Source organism: Streptomyces sp. WAC 01529 (assembly GCF_003945545.1).
In the GTDB taxonomy this organism is placed as follows: domain Bacteria; phylum Actinomycetota; class Actinomycetes; order Streptomycetales; family Streptomycetaceae; genus Streptomyces; species Streptomyces anatolicus.
Map to the genome: position 1 here is coordinate 7,598,482 of NZ_CP029617.1, position 19,424 is coordinate 7,617,905.

General features: G+C 75.1%; 1 protein-coding gene. It reads left to right on the plus strand.

Annotated features, from left to right (window positions below):
- Positions 1-391 precede the first annotated feature (391 nt).
- Positions 392-19,423, plus strand: a complete 19,032-nt coding sequence (locus tag DMA15_RS33715; RefSeq protein WP_240660079.1) for a non-ribosomal peptide synthase/polyketide synthase — start codon at positions 392-394, stop codon at positions 19,421-19,423.
- Position 19,424: the final 1 nt, after the last annotated feature.

The following is a 19,424-nucleotide window of genomic DNA, read 5'->3' on the forward strand; positions in this document are numbered from 1 at the left end:
CCGCCTCGCCGTGTGGCACCGGTTCCGTGGGCCGATGGGCCGAGCGGTTCCTTTGGGCCCTGGAGTCGGGGTTACTGCGGGCGGGGGGTCCGGGGCGCCGTCAGTGTCCGCTGGCACCGCACGCTCTGGCTCATCCGGCGGTCCCGGTGGTGACCCGCTGCCCGGACCGGTGAGTCGTTCGCCGCAGCCGCGGCTCCGGCACCGGCCCATGCCCCTCCTCGGCCACCGCACCACCCGCCGTATCCCATCCGCTCCGCATCAGGGCACCACCCCGCACCGCCGCGCACACTCGGTGTGTCACGTCCGATCCAGCGCACCGCCCACGAGGCGAGGCCCGGATCGTTCGCGTGGCCCGCGCCGCATCGCCCCGCTCTCCAGAAGGACTTCACCCATGACGGACCTGCACGACAAGCCCGCACCGGCGTCCTCCCTGTCGCAGGGCGGCCCCACCGCAGACGCGCCGGAGAACGCGGCGGCTCCGGCGTATCCGACGCTCGGCGAGCTGTTCACCACCTGGGTGACCCGGACCCCTGACGCGCCGGCGCTCACCGACGGACGGCGGACCTGGACCTACCGTGAACTGGCCGACCGTACCGACCGGTTGGCCGCGCACCTGACAGGCCGGGGGGCGGGGCCGGACCGGGTGGTGGCCCTGGTGCTGCCGCGCTCCATGGAGCTGATCGCTGCCGAGCTGGCCGTCGCCCGGGCGGGCGCCGCCTTCCTGCCCGTGGACCCCTCCTATCCCGCCGAGCGCCGGGCGCTGATGCTCGCCGACGCCGCGCCCGCGCTCACCCTCGACGATCCGCGCCGGGTGGGCGAACTCCTGGACGCCGAGGACCCGGAAGGCATAGCGGGACACACGGCGGGCGTCGACGCCGACCACGCGGCCTACGTCATCTACACCTCAGGTTCCACCGGCACCCCCAAGGGCGTGACGGTGACCCACCGCGGCATCGGCGGCTTCACCGCGGCCGCCGCCGAACGGTACGCGGTGGGCCCCGGCGACCGGGTGCTCCAGTTCTCGTCGCCGAGCTTCGACGCCTCCGTACTGGAGCTGTTCGTCTCCGTCCTGGCCGGTGCCACGCTCGTCGTACCGCCGCACGGGCCCTGGCTGGGCGACGAACTCGCCGCGGTCCTGGACGAGCACCGCATCACCCACGCCCTCATCCCGCCCGCCGCGCTGGCGTCGCTGCCCGACCCCGCGCGGGGCACCGCCCGCCACCTGCGCACGCTCATCGTGGGCGCCGAGGCGTGTTCGGCCGGGCTCGTGGACCGCTGGGCACCGGGCCGCCGGATGATCAACTCCTACGGTCCGACCGAGACCACCATCGTCGCCACCTGGACCGGGCCGCTCACCGCGGGCAGCGGTACGCCGACCATCGGCGGCGCTCTGCCGCACACCCGGGTGTACGTCCTTGACGCCGCGATGCGGCCCGTGACGCCCGGCGCGGACGGCGAGTTGTTCGTGGGCGGCGACGCGGTGGCGCGCGGCTACCTGGGCCGCCCCGGTCTTACGGCGGCGCGGTTCGTCGCCGATCCCTTCGGCGCGCCGGGAGCGCGTCTGTACCGCACCGGGGACCGGGTGCGGTGGACCGCCGAGGGAGAGCTGGAGTTCCTCGGCCGGCTCGACCGGCAGGTGAAGATCCGCGGCTTCCGTATCGAGCCGGGCGAGATCGAGGCGGCGTTGCGCCGGGCGGGCGACGGTGCCGTCGGCGAGGCGGTGGTCGTGGTCCGTGAGGATGTGCCGGGCCATCAGCGCCTCGTCGCGTACGTCACCGCAACCACGCAGGCCGGTCCCGCTGGCCCCGCTGACCCGGGCAGTCCCGGCAGCCCCGCTGGCCCCGTCAGCTCTGCCAGTTCCCCCGGCACCACCAGCCCCCCTGCCGCCCCCGCCCCCCACTCCGCCCCGCACCCCCTCGATCCCGCCGCGCTGCGCGCCGCCACCGCCGCCGTGCTGCCCGCGCACATGGTGCCGTCCGCCGTCGTGGTGCTCGACCGGATGCCGCTCACCCCCCAGAACAAGATCGACCGCCGGGCCCTGCCCGCGCCGGAGCGGTCGGTCTCGGCCGGGCATGTGGCGCCACGGACGGCCGAGGAGCGGGTCCTCGCCGGGATCTGGGCGGATGCCCTCGGCGTCGAGGAAGTCGGGGTCACCGACGACTTCTTCGACCTGGGCGGTGAGTCGATCCTCGCCGCCCGCGTACTCGCCCGCGTCCGGGACGACCTGGGTGTCCGGCTGACCGTGCGGGATGTGTTCACCGCGCGGACGATCGCCGCGCTCGCGCCCCTGCTCGCCGACCCCTCGGCCGCCGCACCGCCGGAGCCGATCCCGCCGGCCCCTCGCGAGGGCGGGCTTCCCCTGTCCAGCGCGCAGCGGCGGCTCTGGTACCTGGACGACCTGACCGACGGCGGCACCGAGTACAACACCGGTGTCTCCCTCAGGCTGCGCGGCACTCTGGACCCGGACGCGCTGCACCGCTCCCTGCTCCGGCTCGCGGCCCGGCACGACTCCCTGCGCACCTCGTTCCCCACCGTCGACGGCCAGGGCGTCCAGCGTGTCGCGCCGGAGCCGGACGTACCCCTGCGGACGGCCGATCTCACCGCCGTACCCGGCGCACGGCGCGACGAGGCCGCCGAGGAACTGCTCACCGAGGAACTGGGCCGCCCCTTCGACCTGGCGGCCGGACCGCTCACGCGGGCGCTGCTCGTCCGGCTCGCCGCCGAGGACCACCTGCTGCTCCTGGCCCAGCACCACATCGTCACCGACGGCTGGTCGATCGGCATCCTCACCCGCGAACTCGCCGCCCTCTACCACGCGGAGGCCACCGGCGAGCCGGACGGACTGGCGCGACCCGCCGTCCAGTACCCGGACTTCGCCGTCTGGGAGCGCCGGCAGCGGGCCGGTGACGCGGACACCGCCGACCTGGCCTACTGGAAGCGGCACCTGGCGGGCCTCCAGCACCTGGAGCTGCCCACGGACCGGCCGCGTCCCGCCGAGCGCACCACCGTCGGCGCGACCCACCGGCACGTGCTGCCCGCGGAGTTGACGTCCCGGCTGCGGCAACTGGCCGCGGGCCGCGGCACCACGGCGTTCACCCTGTTCGCGGGCGCCGCCGCGCTGCTCTTCTCCCGCTACTCGGGACAGCGGGACATCGCGTTCGGCACCGTCACCAACGGGCGGGGCCGCCAGGACCTGGAGGACGTGCCGGGCTTCTTCGCCAACACCGTTGTGCTCCGCGGCGACGTGGACGAACGGGCGACCGTGGACCGGTTCGTGGAGACGATGCGGACGACGGTGCTCGACGCCTTCGCCCACGACGGGGTTCCCTTCGACCGGGTGGTGGAGGAGCTGGCCCCGCCCCGCGACCCGAGCCGCACCCCGCTGGTGCAGGTGCTCGTCGTGCAGCAGACCGCCTCTCCCGCACTGCCGACCGCCGGTGGGCTGCGCGTCACCGGACACCCGCTGCCCCGCCCCGCCGCCCGCTTCGACCTGGTCCTGGAGTTCACGCCGGACGCCGATGGTGGCTGCGTACTGACCGTGGAGTTCAACAGGGACCTGTTCGACGCGGCGACCGTGACCCGGATGACCGCCCATCTGCACCGGCTTCTGGAGGGCATGGCGGACGGCCCGGGCCGCAGGCTGGCCGAACTGCCCATGCTCGCGGCCGAGGAGCAGCGCACGCTGGTGGAGAGGTGGAATCCGCCGGCCCGCGCGGTGCGGGAGAACGAGTACGGCACGCTGCCCGCCCTGCTCCACGCACAAGCGGCCAGGACCCCGGACCGTACCGCCGTCGTCTGCGGCGAGGTCACGTTGGACTACGCCGAAGTCACCCGGCGTGCTTCCCGTCTTGCCCGCCTGCTCGTCGCGCGCGGCGCGGGTCCGGAGACCCTGGTCGCGCTCTGTCTGCCGCGCTCCGCCGACCTCGTACCCGTGCTGTGGGCGGTGCTCGCCTCGGGCGCCGGTTACCTCCCGGTCGACCCGGCCTACCCCGCCGAGCGGGTCCGCCTCATGCTCGACGACGCCCGGCCCGCCCTCGTTCTCGCCACCCGCGAGACCGCCTCCGCGCTGCCCCCGGAGTGCGTACCGCTGCTCCTGGAGGAGTGCGCCGCGCCGGACGCGCCCGACGCCGCGCTGACCGACACGCCGCTGACCGACCCCACCGTGGCCGACACCGCGCTGACCGACGCCGACCGGCTCCGGCCGCTGCTGCCCGACCATCCCGCGTACGTCATCTACACCTCGGGTTCCACCGGCCGCCCCAAGGGCGTGGTGGTCAGCCACCGCAGTGCCGCCGCGCTCGCCGCGTGGGCGGGGGAGCGGTTCGGGCCCGACGGCCTTGCCCATGTGATCGCCTCCACCTCCCTCAACTTCGACGTCTCGGTGTTCGAACTGATCTGCCCCCTGGGGGCGGGCGGCACCGTCGAGGTGGTCGCCGACCTGCCGGCCCTCGCCGACGGCACCGGGCCCCGCCACGCCACGCTGCTCAGCGGCGTGCCGTCCGTCGTGTCCCGCCTCGTCGCGGGCGGCACGGCACCCCTGACCGCCGACACTGTCGTCCTCGCCGGAGAGGCCCTGCCCGCGCAGACCGCGCAGGACGTGCGGGCCGCCATGCCCGGCTGCCGGATCGCCAACGTCTACGGCCCCACCGAGGCCACCGTCTACGCCACCGCCTGGTTCGGCGGTGACCGGCTGCCGGACCAGGCCCCGCCCATCGGCGACCCGGTGGCGCTCACGCGCACCTACGTACTGGACACCGCCCTGCGGCCGCAGCCCGTCGGCGTCCCCGGCGAGCTGTACCTCGGGGGCGGCGGCCTGGCCCGCGGCTACCTGAACCGGCCGGGACTGACCGCCGCCCGGTTCGTAGCCGACCCGTTCGGCGCGCCGGGAGAGCGCATGTACCGCACCGGCGACCTGGTGCGCCGACGACCCGACGGCGCACTCGAATACATGGGCCGCACGGACCAGCAGGTCAAGGTGCGCGGCTTCCGTATCGAACTGGGCGAGGTGGAGGAGGCGCTGCGCGGCTGCGCGGGCGTGGCGGAGGCGGCGGCCGTCGCCGCCACCGACGGCGACGGCAACCGGCGCCTGGTCGGCTACGTCGTCCCGGCCCCCGGGCAGCGCACCGAACCCGAGGCGGTGCGCCGGGACCTCGGCCGTACGCTGCCCGACTACATGGTCCCGACGACCGTCGTCGTCCTGGACGCCCTGCCGCTCAACCCCAACGGCAAGCTCGACCGCGGCCGCCTCCCGAGCCCCGGCCCCGCCGTGCGCGCGGTGCGCCACGTCGCGCCCCGCACGCCCACCGAGAGCGCCCTCGCCCGGATCTGGGCGGAGGTGCTGCGGGAGGAACGCATCGGCGTCGACGACAACTTCTTCGAACTCGGCGGCGACTCGATCCTCAGCATCCAGGTGGTGGCCCGCGCCCGGCAGGAGGGCCTGCCGCTCACCTCCCGGAACCTCTACCAGCACCAGACCGTCGCCGCCCTCGCGCACTGCGCGGACGCGGCGGCCGGTCCGCGCGAAGCCGCGCCCGCACCGGAGGCGCCCACCGGCACGGCCCCCCTGACCCCCATCCAGCAGTGGCTGTTCGACGCCGTCGGCGATCGCGCCGGCCACTTCTCCCAGGCACTGTCCCTCCGCATGCCCGCCGACCTGGACCCGGCGGCGCTGGAGGACGCGCTGAACGACCTGGTCACCCACCACGACGCCCTGCGCTCCCGCTTCACGGGAGGCGAGCCGGCAGGCTGGCACATCGACGAGCGGACACCCCGCCTCCAACTGGCCCGCCACACCGGCCCGGAGACGGACACCCCGCACCTCGGCCCGTTCGACCTCACCCGGGGACCGCTGCTGCGGGCCGTGCTGCATGAGCCCGGCGCCGACCCCGATGCCGACGCCGGTACCGAGGCGCCTCTCGTGCTGCACCTCGCCGTGCACCACCTGGTGGTCGACGGGGTCTCCTGGCGGCTGCTCCTCGAAGACCTGGACCGCGCCTACCGGGCCCGCCGCGCGGGTGAGGACGGCGCCGCGGCGCTGCCCGCGAAGTCCACGCCGCTGCGGCAGTGGGCCCGCAGGCTGAACGCCCACGCGGCGGACGGCGGCTTCGACGACGAGCGCGCGTACTGGGCGGCGGCGGTCCCCGAGTCCGGGCCCGCCCTGCCCGCCGAACTGACGGGCGGCCCCGGCACCTACGCCGAGCAGCGGTCGCTCACCGTGCGCCTCGGCGCCGAGGCGACCTCGGCCCTGCTGCGCACCCTGCCCGACACCTACCGCACCCAGGCCAACGACGTCCTGCTCGGCGCGCTCGGCCGGGCCCTGTGCGGCTGGAGCGGCCGGGAGCGGGTGGTGGTCGACGTCGAGGGGCACGGCCGCGAGGAACTCTTCGACGAGCTGGACATCAGCCGCACGGTCGGCTGGTTCACGACCCGGCACCCCGTCGCGCTCGCCGTCCCCGAGGACGCCGACTGGGACACCGTACTGAAGCAGGTCAAGGAGCAGTTGCGCGCCGTACCCCGCAACGGCCTCGGCCATGACGTGCTGCTCCGGCTCGCCGGTCCCGGGAAGGCGCCGCGCGCCGCGGCCGCGCAGATCAGCTTCAACTACCTGGGCCGCATGGACACGCCCGAGGACTCCGACAGCCTTTACCGGGGCACCGTACGCCCCCTGGAACTGGACGCCGACCCGACGGCCGAGCGCCCGCACGCCATCGAGGTCGTCGGCCAACTCGTTGCCGACGCGCTGGAGTTCACCTGGTTCTACGCTGACCTCGCGGGCCACAAGGACACGGTCGCGGATCTCGCGGGGCGCTTCGGTGACGCGCTCACCGACCTGGCCCGGCACGCCGCCCGCCCGGGCGCCGCCGGGCGGACCCCGTCCGACTTCCCGCTGGCCCGCCTCGACCAGGCCGCCGTGGACCGGATCACCGGCGCCGACCCGGCCGCGGTGGCCGACGTCCTGCCGCTCACGCCCACCCAGACGGGCATGCTCTTCCACGGCCTGTCCCAGGACGACAGCGGCGTCTACGTCCAGCAGCTGACGTTCCTCCTGGACGGCGTGGCCGACCCGGCGGCCCTCGCCGCGGCCTGGCAGTACGTCACCGACCGCACCGAGGTGCTGCGCGGCCGGGTCGTCTGGCAGGACGTACCCGAACCGCTCCTTGTGGTGGAGCGCCACGCGGCCGTGCCCGTCACCCACGTCGACTGGCGCGACCTGACGGCGGACGAGTGCCGCGCCCGCCTCGACGACCTGCTGGTCAGGGACCGCGCCGACGGCATCGACCTCGGGCGGGCCCCGCTCCAGCGCCTCCTGCTCGCCCGCGTCTCCGACACCGCCGTGCGCGTGGTGTGGTCCTTCCACCACCTGCTGCTCGACGGCTGGAGCATGTTCCAGGTGCTCTCGGACGTCTTCGCCCACCACGCCGGACCCGACGCGGCCACCCTGCCGCACCGCCCCTCCTACCGGGAGTACGTGTCCTGGCTGCGGCGGCGCGACCGGGACGCGGCCGAACGGCACTGGCGGCGGCGGCTGTCCGGCCTGACCGAGGCCACGCCGCTGCCCTACGACCGCGAGCCGCGCGAGGCCCACCGCGCCGAGTCCACGCACGCGGTCCACGGCACGCTGCCCGCGGCCGACACGCGCGCGCTGGAAGAGCTGGCCCGCACCTCGGGCCTCACCCTGAACACCCTGGTGCAGGGCGCCTGGGCGCTGCTCCTCGCCCGCCAGGCGGGCCGCGACGACGTGGTGTTCGGCACCACCGTCTCCGGCCGGCCCGCCGAGCTGCCCGGCGCCGAGGCCATGACCGGCCTGTTCATCACCACCCTGCCCACCCGGGTCACCGTCCCCGGCCACGGCACCCTGCTCGACTGGCTGCGCGCCCTCCAGCAGGACCAGAGCGAGGACCGGCGCTTCGACCATCTGCCGCTCACCCGGATGAAGACGTTCACCGAACTCCCCGAGCGCGTCGGCCTCTTCGACAGCATCGTCGTCTTCGAGAACTACCCGGTGGACGACGACCTCGCCGCCACCCACGGACTGCGCCTGAGCGGCCTGGAGGGCGTCGAGACCACCAACTACCCGCTGAGCCTCACCGCTTACCCGGGCACGGAGCTGGGCCTGCGCCTCGGCTACGACCCCGAGCTGTTCGACGCCGACACGGCCGGGCGCATGGCCGAGTACCTCACCGTCCTGCTCACCGGCATGACCACCGCCTCGCCGTGCCCGCCCGCCCGGCTGCCGCTGCTCGGCGAGGACCGCCGCGAACAGGTCCTGCGCGCCTGGAACGACACCGCCACCGACCTGCCCGACAGCACCGTCGCCGACCTCTTCGCCGCCCAGGTGCGCCGCACTCCCGACGCCGTGGCCCTGGAAGCCGGGGATGCGCACCTCACTTACCGTGAACTCGACGCCCGTGCCTCTCAGTTGGCGGCTCGCCTTGCTGGGGCGGGCGTACGTCCGGAGTACCCGGTCGGCGTCCTCATGGACCGTTCCGTCGACCTGATCGTCACCCAGCTGGCGCTCGTGCGCACCGGCGGCGTGTATGTGCCGCTGGACGGCAGGGCACCGGCCGAGCGGCTGCGCCGCACCCTGGCCGAGGCAGGGGCCCGCCTGCTGCTCACCGACGCCGCCTGGGAGACGACGGCCCACGAGGTGCTGCCGGGCGACGGCGTCCTGCGCGCCGACGGCGCCTCTGGGCCCACCGGTCCCACTGGCCCCGCTGGTCACCCCGGCCCCACCGGCCCCGCGCCCGACCGGGCCGTGCACCCCGACAACGTCCAGTACCTGATGTTCACCTCCGGCTCCACCGGCACGCCCAAGGGCGTCGCCGTACGCCAGCGGGACGTCGCCGCGCTCGCCCTCGACCGGGCCTTCGCCGGGCACGACCGCGTCCTCGTCCACTCGCCGCACGCCTTCGACGCCGCCACCTACGAGGTGTGGGTGCCGCTGCTGCGCGGCGGCACCGCCGTCCTCGCCCCGCCCGCCGACCTGGACGCCGCCCAGGTCCGGCACGCCGTCACCGAGCAGCGGGTGAGCTGCCTGTGGCTGACCGCGGGCCTCTTCCGCCTGCTCGCCCAGGAGGACCCCGGCTGCCTGCGCGGAGCCCGCGAGGTATGGACGGGCGGCGAGGCCGTGCCGGGCGCGGTGGTGCGCCGGGTCCTCGACGCCTGCCCCGGCCTGACCGTCGTCGACGGCTACGGCCCCACCGAGACCACCACCTTCGCCACCCGCCGCGTCTTCCGCTCCGGCGACCCGCTGCCCGCCGTACTGCCCATCGGGCGCCCGCTCGACAACACCCGCGTATACGTCCTGGACAGCGCCCTCCAGCCGCAGCCGCCGGGCATCCCCGGCGAGCTGTACATCGCGGGTGCCGGACTGGCCCGGGGCTACGCGGGGCGGCCCGGCGCGACCGCCGCCCGCTACCTCGCCGACCCCTACGGTCCGCCCGGCACCCGCATGTACCGCACCGGCGACATCGTGCGCTGGAGCGCCGACGGCGAACTGCACTTCGTCGGCCGCGCGGACGACCAGATCAAGATCCGCGGCTTCCGCGTCGAACCCGCCGAGATCGAGGCCCGGCTCACCGCCCACCCGGCCGTCGCCGAGGCCGTCGTCTCCCTGTACGAGGACGGCGGACGCAAGCGGCTCGCCGCCCACCTCGTGCCGTCCCACGCCGCCGAACTGCCCTCCGCCGCCGGGCTGCGCGCCCACCTGGCGGCCGGACTGCCCGACTACATGCTGCCCGCCGCGTTCGTCACCGTGCCCGAGCTGCCCCTGACGGCCAACGGCAAGGTCGACCGGCGACGGCTGCCCGCCCCCGAGTGGGCGGCGGGCGGCGAGCAGGCCCACCGCGCCCCGCGCACCGAGGCGGAGCGCGTCCTCACCGGGATCTGGGCCGAACTGCTCGGCGTGGCACGGGTCGGCGTGGACGACAACTTCTTCATGCTGGGCGGCGACTCCATCCTCAGCATCCAGGTGGTCTCCCGGGCCCGAGCCGCGGGACTCACCCTCAGCCCCCGTGACCTCTTCCGGCACCCCACCGTGGCCGAACTCGCCGCCGCCACCGAGGGCGCCGCGCTCGCCGTCGCGGGCACCGAACCCATCTGCGGAGCGGCGGAACTCCTGCCGATCCAGCACTGGTTCCTCGACCCGCACCCGGCGCACCCCGCCTTCTTCAACCAGTCCGTCGTCATCGAGACGGCCGGCGCCGTCGACCAGGACGCCCTGCGCACCGCCCTCACCGCCCTGTGGACGCACCACGACGCCCTGCGCGCCCAGTTCCTCCTCAGCGAGGAGGGCGCCTGGCGGCAGGACATCGCCGCCGCCGACGGACCGATACCCGAGCTGCTCCACGTGCACGACCCGGCGGACGAGGAGCGCGTCACCGCGGAAGCGCACAGCGGACTCAGCCTCGACACCGGCCCGTTGTTCACCGCCCGGCTGTTCGCCGCCGACAGCGCCCGGCTGCTGCTCGTCGCCCACCACCTGGTGGTCGACGGCGTCTCCTGGCGGATCCTGCTCGAAGACCTGGAGACCGCCTACCGGCAGGCCGCCTCCGGCGAACCCGTACGGCTGCCCGCCCGCACCACCTCCGTACGGGAGTGGGCCGCCCGGCTGCGCGACGACGACCGCTTCGCCGCGCAGCTCGGCCACTGGGAGCACACCGCCCGCGCCTGCGCCGACCCGCTGCCCGTGGACCTCGACGGCGGCAACACCACCGCCGACGTCCGCGAGGTCACCGTCCGCCTCGACCGCGACCGCACCGACGGCCTCCTGCGCCGCGTCCCCGGCGTCTACCGCACCCGCGTCGACGACGTGCTGCTCACCGCGCTCGGCCGGGCCCTCGGCGACTGGACCGGACGCGACACCGTCGCCGTCGGCCTGGAGGGGCACGGCCGCGAGGACCAGCTGTTCGACGACATCGACCTGTCCCGCACGGTCGGCTGGTTCACCTCGCTCTACCCCCTCGCGCTGTCCGTCCCGGCCGGCTCCTGGGGCACCGCGCTGAAGTCGGTGAAGGAGCAGCTGCGCGCCGTACCCGACCGCGGAATCGGCTACGGCGTACTGCGCCACCTCGCCCGCGCGCAACGGCTCACCGGCACACCCGAACCCGGCATCAGCTTCAACTACCTCGGCCGCTTCGACTGGTCCGCCGATGAGGGCACCCTGGTCGGGGCGGTGCCCGGTGGTCTGGGCGGAGCCGAGGCACCGGAGACCGAACGGCCGCACCTGCTGGACGTCGTGGCCCGCGTCGAGGACGACCAGTTGGAGATCACCTGGTACTACAGCGCCGGACGCCACCGCGAGGAGACCGTCACCGCGCTGGCCGACGCCATGCTGCGGGCGCTCGGCGACATCGTCGCGCACTGCGCCCAGCCGGACGCGGGCGGCCGTACCCCCTCGGACTTCCCGCTGGCCCGGCTCGACCAGGGCGCCGTGGACCGGATCGCCGGGGACGGCCGGGACGTCGCGGACATCTACCCGCTGACGCCGATGCAGGCCGGCATGCTCTTCCACAGCCTGCTCGACGCCGACAGCCGCACGTACGTCAACCAAGTGCAGCTCGTGCTGTCCGGCGTCACCGATCCGCACGCGCTCGCCGAGGCGTGGCAGCACACCGCCGACGCCAACCCGGTGCTGCGCACCCACCTGGTGTGGCAGGAGACCGCGGAACCCCTCCAGGTCGTCCGGCACCGGGCCACCGTGCCCGTCACCCACCACGACTGGTCCGGATGGTCCGCCGAGCGCGGCGCGCCGGAGCTGGACCGCCTGCTCGCCGAGGACCGGGAGGCCGGCGTCGATCTGGGCGCCGCGCCGCTGATGCGGCTGACGCTGATCCGGCTCGCGGCGGACCGGGTCCGGCTGGTGTGGACCTTCCACCACGTCCTGCTCGACGGCTGGAGCGCGGCCCAGGTCTTCGAAGAGGTCTGCGAGCGGTACGCCGCCCTGACCGCGGGACACCAGCCGCACCTGCCCGACCGGCGGCCCTTCGCCGACTACCTGCGCTGGCTCTCCGGGCAGGACACCGAGTGCGCCGAGCGGTACTGGCGCACCACCCTCGCGGGCTTCCAGGCCCCCACCGAACTGCCCCGCGACCGGCGGCCCGCCGAGGCCCACCGCGCCTCCTCCTCCGAGTCCGTGCGGATGGCCCTCGGCGCGGACGTCTCGGCCCGGCTGCGGGAGACCGCCCAGCGGGCCGGACTGACCCTCAACACGGTCGTCCAGGGCGCGTGGGCGCTGCTCCTGTCCCGTTACGGCGGCGGCGACGACGTGGTGTTCGGTACGACCGTCTCCGGCCGGCCCGCCGACATGCCCGGCGTCACCTCGATGGTCGGCCTGTTCATCAACACCCTGCCCGTCCGGGCCCGCGTCGACGGGCGGCGCGCGCTCCTCGACTGGCTGCGCGAGCTGCAGGACGCCCAGGCGGAGGCCCGGCGCCACGACTTCGTCTCGCTGGCGCAGGTGCAGTCGTGGAGCGACGTGCCCGGCGGCACCAGCCTGTTCGACTCCCTCGTGGTCTTCGAGAACTACCCCTTCGACGAAGGCGCCATGGCCCGGCACGGTCTGGCGATGGAGGGGGAGCGGGACCTGGAACCGACGAACTACCCGCTCAGCGTGGTCGTCGCGCCCGGCGGGAGCCTGGCCGTGAACCTGGACTACGACCCGGCCGCCTTCGACGCAGGCACGGTTCAGGCGCTCGGCGAGAGCCTGCGCGCCCTGCTGACCGGTATGGCCGACGCGCCGGAGTGCCGCCTGGGGGACCTGGCCCTCCTCGACCCGGCCGGGGGACGCGAGCTGGTGGCCCGGTTCGGCGGGCGTGTGGCCGAGTCTCCGTACGCCCCCGTGCCTGAGTCTCCGCACGCCTCCGCGCCCGAGGGGCCGTACGACACCCTGCCCGAGGCGTTCCGGCGGCAGGCCGAGCGCACTCCTGACGCCCCGGCCGTCCGCCACGCCGACACCAGTCTCAGCTACCGCGAACTCGACGCACGCTCCAACAGGCTGGCCCGGCTGCTCATCGCCGCCGGTGCCGGACCCGAGGGCTTCGTCGCCCTCTGCCTGCCCCGCACCGCCGACCTGGTCGTGGCGCTCCTCGCGGTGCTGAAGAGCGGCGCCGGGTACCTGCCGGTCGACCCGCAGTACCCCGCCGAGCGCGTCGCGTTCCTCTTCGAGGACGTACGGCCGGACGCCGTGATCACGGCCGCCGAGACCGCGGGCCGACTGCCCGAGGGGCCGTACACCCGGATCCTCCTGGACTCCTTGGACGAGGAGCCCGGCGCCGGCCTGCCGGACACCCCCGTCGGCGACGCCGAACGCCACACGACCCTGCTGCCCGCGCACCCGGCCTACGTGATCCACACCTCCGGCTCGACCGGCCGCCCCAAGGGAGTCGTCGTCAGCCACGCGTCGGTGCGCGCCCTGACCGACTGGGCGGCGGCCGAGTTCACCGGGCGCGGACTCGAGCACGTGGTGGCGTCCACCTCGCTCAACTTCGACGTGTCGGTCTTCGAGATCTTCTCGCCGCTGCTCTCCGGCGGCTGCGTGGAGATCGTCCGCGACCTGCTCGCCCTCGCCGAACGCCCCGGGCCCTGGCGGGCCGGACTGCTCAGCGCGGTGCCCTCGGCCCTCGACCGGCTGCTCGCCGAGGACGCCGTCCACGTCACCGCGGACACCGTCGTCCTCGCGGGGGAGGGGCTGCCCGCCCGGACCGTCGGCCGGGTCCGCGCGGCCGTGGCCGGCAGCCAGGTGCGCAACATCTACGGGCCCACCGAGGCCACCGTCTACGCCACCGCCTTCACCTGCGACCCGGCCGACCCCGACCGCGACCCGCCGATCGGCCGACCGCTCGGCGGCGCCCGCGCCTACGTCCTGGACGAGCGGATGCGTCCGGTGCCGGTGGGCGCGCCCGGTGAACTGTTCCTCGCCGGAACCGGTGTCGCCCGCGGCTACCTGCGCCGCCCCGGCCTGACCGCCGCCCGGTTCCTGCCCGACCCGTTCGGCCCGGCCGCCAGCCGCATGTACCGCACCGGCGACCTGGTCCGCTGGACGGTCGACGGCGACCTCGTCTATCTCGGCCGCGGCGACGACCAGGTCAAGGTGCGGGGCTTCCGCATCGAACTCGGCGAGGTGGAAGCGGCGTTGGCCCGCCACCCGGGGGTGGCGGCGGCAGCGGCACGTGTCGTGGAGCAGGGCGGACATCGGCGCTTGATCGGGTACGTGGTGCCCCAGGCGGGGGGTCTGCCTGTGTCCTCCGGCGGAGAGGGAGCCGGGGCAGCTCTGCCCGGGGCTTCCGGCGACGCGGGTGCCGTCGGCGATACGGCGGTCCCGCCCAGCCACTCCGGCGACACGGCCGCCCCGGCCGCCCTCCCCGACACCGGGGAACTCCGCGCTTTCCTCGCCCGGAGTCTCCCCGATCACCTTCTGCCCGCCCTCGTCGTGCCGCTGGAGCGGCTGCCGCTGGGGGCGACCGGCAAGCTCGACCGGCGGGCGCTGCCCGTGCCCGAGTGGGCGGCGCCGACCGCCGGCGCGGGGGGCCGGCCGCCGCGTACGCAGGCCGAGCAGACCCTCGCGGCCATCTGGTGCGAGGTGCTCGGCGTGCCCGAAGTCGGCGCCGACGACAACTACTTCACACTCGGCGGTGACTCCGTACTCGGCATCCAGATCGTCTCCGCCGCCCGCCGGGCCGGGCTCGCCCTGACGCCTCGCCACCTCTTCACCCACCAGACGCTAGCCCAACTCGCCGCCGTGGCCGAGCCGGTGCCCGACACCGCCGCGGCCGCCGCCGAGCAGGGGCCGGTGACCGGCGAAGCCCCGCTCACTCCCGTACAGCACTGGCTCCTGGACACCCTTACGGGCGACCCCGCTCACTTCAGCCAGACGGTCTCCTTCGAGCTGGCCGAGGATCCCGACGAGGCACTGCTGCGCGCCGCCCTCTCCGCCGTACTGGAGCATCACGACGCGCTGCGGATGCGCTTCGAGCCGACCGGTGACGGCCGGTGGCGGCAGTACGGCACCCCGCCGGGCGACGGTGACGTACACCTGGAGGTGCACGACCGGACCGCCCCGGACGAGGTGGCCGCGGCCCTGGGCGCCGACTTCGACCTGGCCGATGGGCCGCTGCTGCGGGCCGCGCTGTGCCGACCGGGCGACGGCGGGCGGCCGGTGCTGCTGCTCGCCGCCCACCACCTGGTCGTGGACGCCGTGTCCTGGCGACTGGTTCTGGAGGACCTGGACGCCGCCTACGACGCCTCGCGGGACGGCACCCGGCCCGCCCTCGCCCCGAAGAGCACGTCGTTCCGGACCTGGGCGCGGCGGCTCGCCGAGCACACCGAGGCGGGCGGTTTTGACGGCGAACTCGCCCACTGGCGCGGCCTGGACGGCGCCTCCGCCGCGCTGCCCGCAGACCACCCCGGCGGTGCGAACACCGTCGCCGACGAGGAGAGCGTGAGCGTCGCCCTCGACGCCGAGGAGACCCGACGGCTGCTGCAGGACGTGCCGGACGCGTACCGCACCCGCGTCAACGACGTCCTGCTGTGCGCGCTCGGCCGGGTCGTGGCCCGCTGGACCGGACAGGACCGGGTGGCGGTGACCCTGGAGGGACACGGCCGCGAGGAACTGTTCGAGGACACCGACCTCGCCCGGACCGCCGGCTGGTTCACCGCCATGTACCCCGTCGCCCTGGACGTGCCCCGGGACGCCGACACCGGCACCGTACTGAAGGCCGTCAAGGAGAACCTGCGGGCCATGCCCCACGGCGGACTCGGCTACGGCGCGCTGCGCTTCCTGCACCCCACGGCCGGCCGTGAGCTGCCCGCCCTGCCGCCGGTCTGCTTCAACTACCTGGGCCGACAGGACCGCACCGGCACCCCGGGAGGACTGCTGCACACGCCCCACGCCGGTCTGACCGGTGGCATGGACCGCTCGGCACAGCGGCCCTACCTCCTCGACGTATTGGGCCAAGTCAGCGCGGAGCGACTGGAGTTCACCTGGTCGTACTCCCGCGAGGTGCACAGCAGGGAGACCGTCGCCCGGCTGGCGGACGAGCTGACCGACGAACTGCGCGCGATCGTCCGGCACTGCGCCGAGCCCGGCACCGGCGGCCGTACCCCCGCCGACTTCCCGCTCGCCCCACTGGACCAGGCGGGCGTCGACCGGCTCGTCGGCGACGGAGTGGATGTCGCCGATGTGTACCCCCTCACGCCCACCCAGACCGGCATGGTCATGCACGGCCTGGACGAGGCGGAACACGGCCTGTATGTCGAGCAGATCACGTTCGTCGCCGACGGCGCTCACGACCCGCGGGCCCTGGCCGCCGCCTGGCAGCACGTCGTCGACCGCACCCCCGTGCTGCGCACCTCCGTCGCGCTGCGCGGCGTACCCGTACCGCTCCAGGTGGTCCACCGGGACGTGACCCTGCCGGTCACCGAACACGACTGGAGCACGCTCCCGGCGGACCGGCGCGAAGCGGAGCTGGAGCGGCTGCTCGCCGACGAGCGGGCCCGGGGCATCGCCCTGGAGAGCGCCCCGCTGATGCGGCTCGCCCTGGTCCGGCTCGGCCCGGACGCGGTCCGCGTGGTGTGGACCTTCCACCACGTCCTGCTGGACGGCTGGAGCGTCTTCCACGTCCTGTCCGACGTCACGGCCGCGCACGCCGCCCTCACCCGCGGCGAACGGCCCCACCTGCCCGAACGCAGGCCGTTCGCGGATTACGCCGCCTGGCTCGCCGCCCGCGAGACCCACCAGGCGCGGGAGCACTGGCGCGCCGCCCTGGCCGGTCTGCGCGGCCCGACCCCGCTGCCGTACGACCGGCGCCCCGCCCAGGACGCCACGGCCCGCTCCGACACCTGGCTCTCGCAGCGACTCGACACCGAACGGACCAGTCGGCTCCAGGAGTTCGCCCGCCGCCACCGCCTCACCCTCAACACCCTGGTGCAGGGCGCCTGGGCGCTGCTCCTCGCGCGGTGGAGCGGGGAACGGGAGGTCTGCTTCGGCACCACCGTCTCGGGACGGCCCGCCGACCTGCCCGGCGCGGACACCATCACCGGCCTGTTCATCACCACCCTGCCCGCCCGCACCGAGGTCGACGGCGGCGCCGACTGCGGCGCCTGGCTGCGTGCCTTCCAGGAGGCCCGCGCCGAGGACCGCCGCCACGACCATCTGCCCCTCACCACGCTGCACGCCCTCGGCGAACTGCCGCCGGGCACCGCCCTGTTCGACAGCCTGGTGGTCTTCGAGAACTACCCCGTCGGCGACGCGACCGCAGGCGCGCAGGGACTCGCCCTGCGGGACCTGGACGCCCGCGAGGCCACCAACTACCCGCTCACCGTGGTCGTCTCGCCCGGCGACCGGCTCACCGTCGAACTCGGCTACGACCCGCGGTACTTCGAGGAGACCGGCGCCGAGGCGCTGGCCGGGCAGCTGCTGCACACCCTGGACGCCCTGGCCGCCTCGGACGGCACCACCCGCCTGGACGACATCGACGTCCTGCCGTCGGCGCAGCGCGACCGGCTGCTGCACGGCCCGGCCCGCCCCGCGACCGGCCCCGTACCGGCCGCCACCCTGCCCGCCCTCGTCGAGGCCGCCGTCGACCGGTGGCCGACCGCACCCGCGCTGGACGCGCTCGACGCCCTCGACAGGGGCGGCTCGGGAGGTGCGCCACTGAGCTTCGCCGAGGCGGAGGAGCGCGCCAACCGGCTCGCACACCGGCTCATCGCCCGGGGCACCGGGCCCGGCGACCTCGTCGCGCTGCTGCTGCCCCGCTCGACGGAGATGGTCCTCGCCCAACTGGCGGTGACGAAGGCGGGCGCCGCCTTCCTGCCCGTCGACCCGGCCTACCCGAAGGAGCGGATCGCCCTGATGCTGCGCGACGCCGCCCCCGCCCTCACCCTCGACGCCCAGGAGGTCACCGACCTGCTCGCCGCCGCGCCGGACGGCGTCCCCGGGCACCGGCCCACCGACGCCGACCGGACCCGCCCGCTCGACCTGGACGACGCGGCGTACGTCATCTACACCTCCGGCTCCACCGGCACGCCCAAGGGCGTCGTCGTCACCCACCGCGGGCTCGCCGCGTTCAGCGCCGCGGAGGCGGCCCACTACCAGATCGCCCCGGGAGACCGGGTGCTGGCCTTCGCCACGCCCAGCTTCGACGCCAGCGTCCTGGAGCTGTGCGCGTCCCTGCCGCACGGCGCCCGGCTCGTCGTCCCCAAGCCGGGACCGCTGCTCGGCGCCGAACTCGCCGACGTCCTGCGGGCCGGACACATCACGCACACCCTGCTCCCGCCCGCCGCGCTCGCCACACTGCCGCCCGACACCCCCGGCACGCTGCCGGAGCTGAAGACCCTGATCGTCGGCGCCGACGCGTGCGGCCCCGACCTCGTCGCCCGCTGGGCACCGCACCACCGCATGGTCAACTCCTACGGCCCCACCGAGGCCACCGTCGTCGCCACCTGGTCCGCACCGCTCACGGCGGACGGCAGCGCGCCGCCCATCGGCCGGCCGCTGCCCGCCACCGGTGCCTACGTCCTCGACGCCCGCCTGCGGCCCGTCCCCGACGGCGTCACCGGCGAACTGTGGCTGAGCGGACCGGCGTTGGCGCGCGGCTACCTCGGCCGCCCCGGTCTGACCGCGACCCGCTTCACCGCCGACCCGTTCGGGCCGCCCGGCACCCGCATGTACCGCACCGGCGACCTGGTGCGCCGCGACAGCGCGGGCGAACTGCACTACCTGGGCCGCACGGACCACCAGCTCAAGCTGCGCGGCCACCGCATCGAGGCGGGCGAGGTCGAGGCGACCCTGGTCCGCCATCCGGGCGTGCTGGACGCCGTGGTGACCGTACGCGAGGACGAACCGGGCCTGCCGCGCCTGGTCGCGCACCTGCTCACCGCCCCCGAAGCGGAACCGCCGGTCCCGGCGGAACTGCGGGAACTGGCCGCGCGCTCACTGCCCGGCTACATGGTGCCGTCCGCCTTCGTGGTCCTCGACCGCTTCCCGCTCACCGAGAACGGCAAGACCGACCGGGCCGCCCTGCCCGCCCCGGCACCGGACGAGGAGCGGGAACGGCCCGCGTACGTGGCACCCCGCACCCCCACCGAAGAGGCGGTGGCGGCCATCTGGGAGGAGACCCTCCAGACCACCGTGGGCGCCGAGGACGACTACTTCCTGCTCGGCGGCGACTCCCTGCGCGCCCTGCTCATCGCCTCCCGCGCCAACGACGCGTTCGCCGTCACGCTCACCCCCCGCGATGTCCTGGTCTCCCGCACCGTCGCCGCCCTGGCGGAGCTGGTGGAGGAGCAGGTGCTGAGCGAACTCGAACAGGGCGCGTACGGCGAGGACGCCGCGTACGGCGACTACGACAGCGAAGACGCCAAGTACGACGGCCACGACTCCGAAGACGCCGCGTCCGGCGGCCACGACCACGACCACGAACGGTGAG

Bases quoted from the DNA above. Each gene is read 5' to 3' on its own strand.
- DMA15_RS33715 (WP_240660079.1), top strand. From the start codon at position 392: ATGACGGACCTGCACGACAAGCCCGCACCGGCGTCCTCCCTGTCGCAG.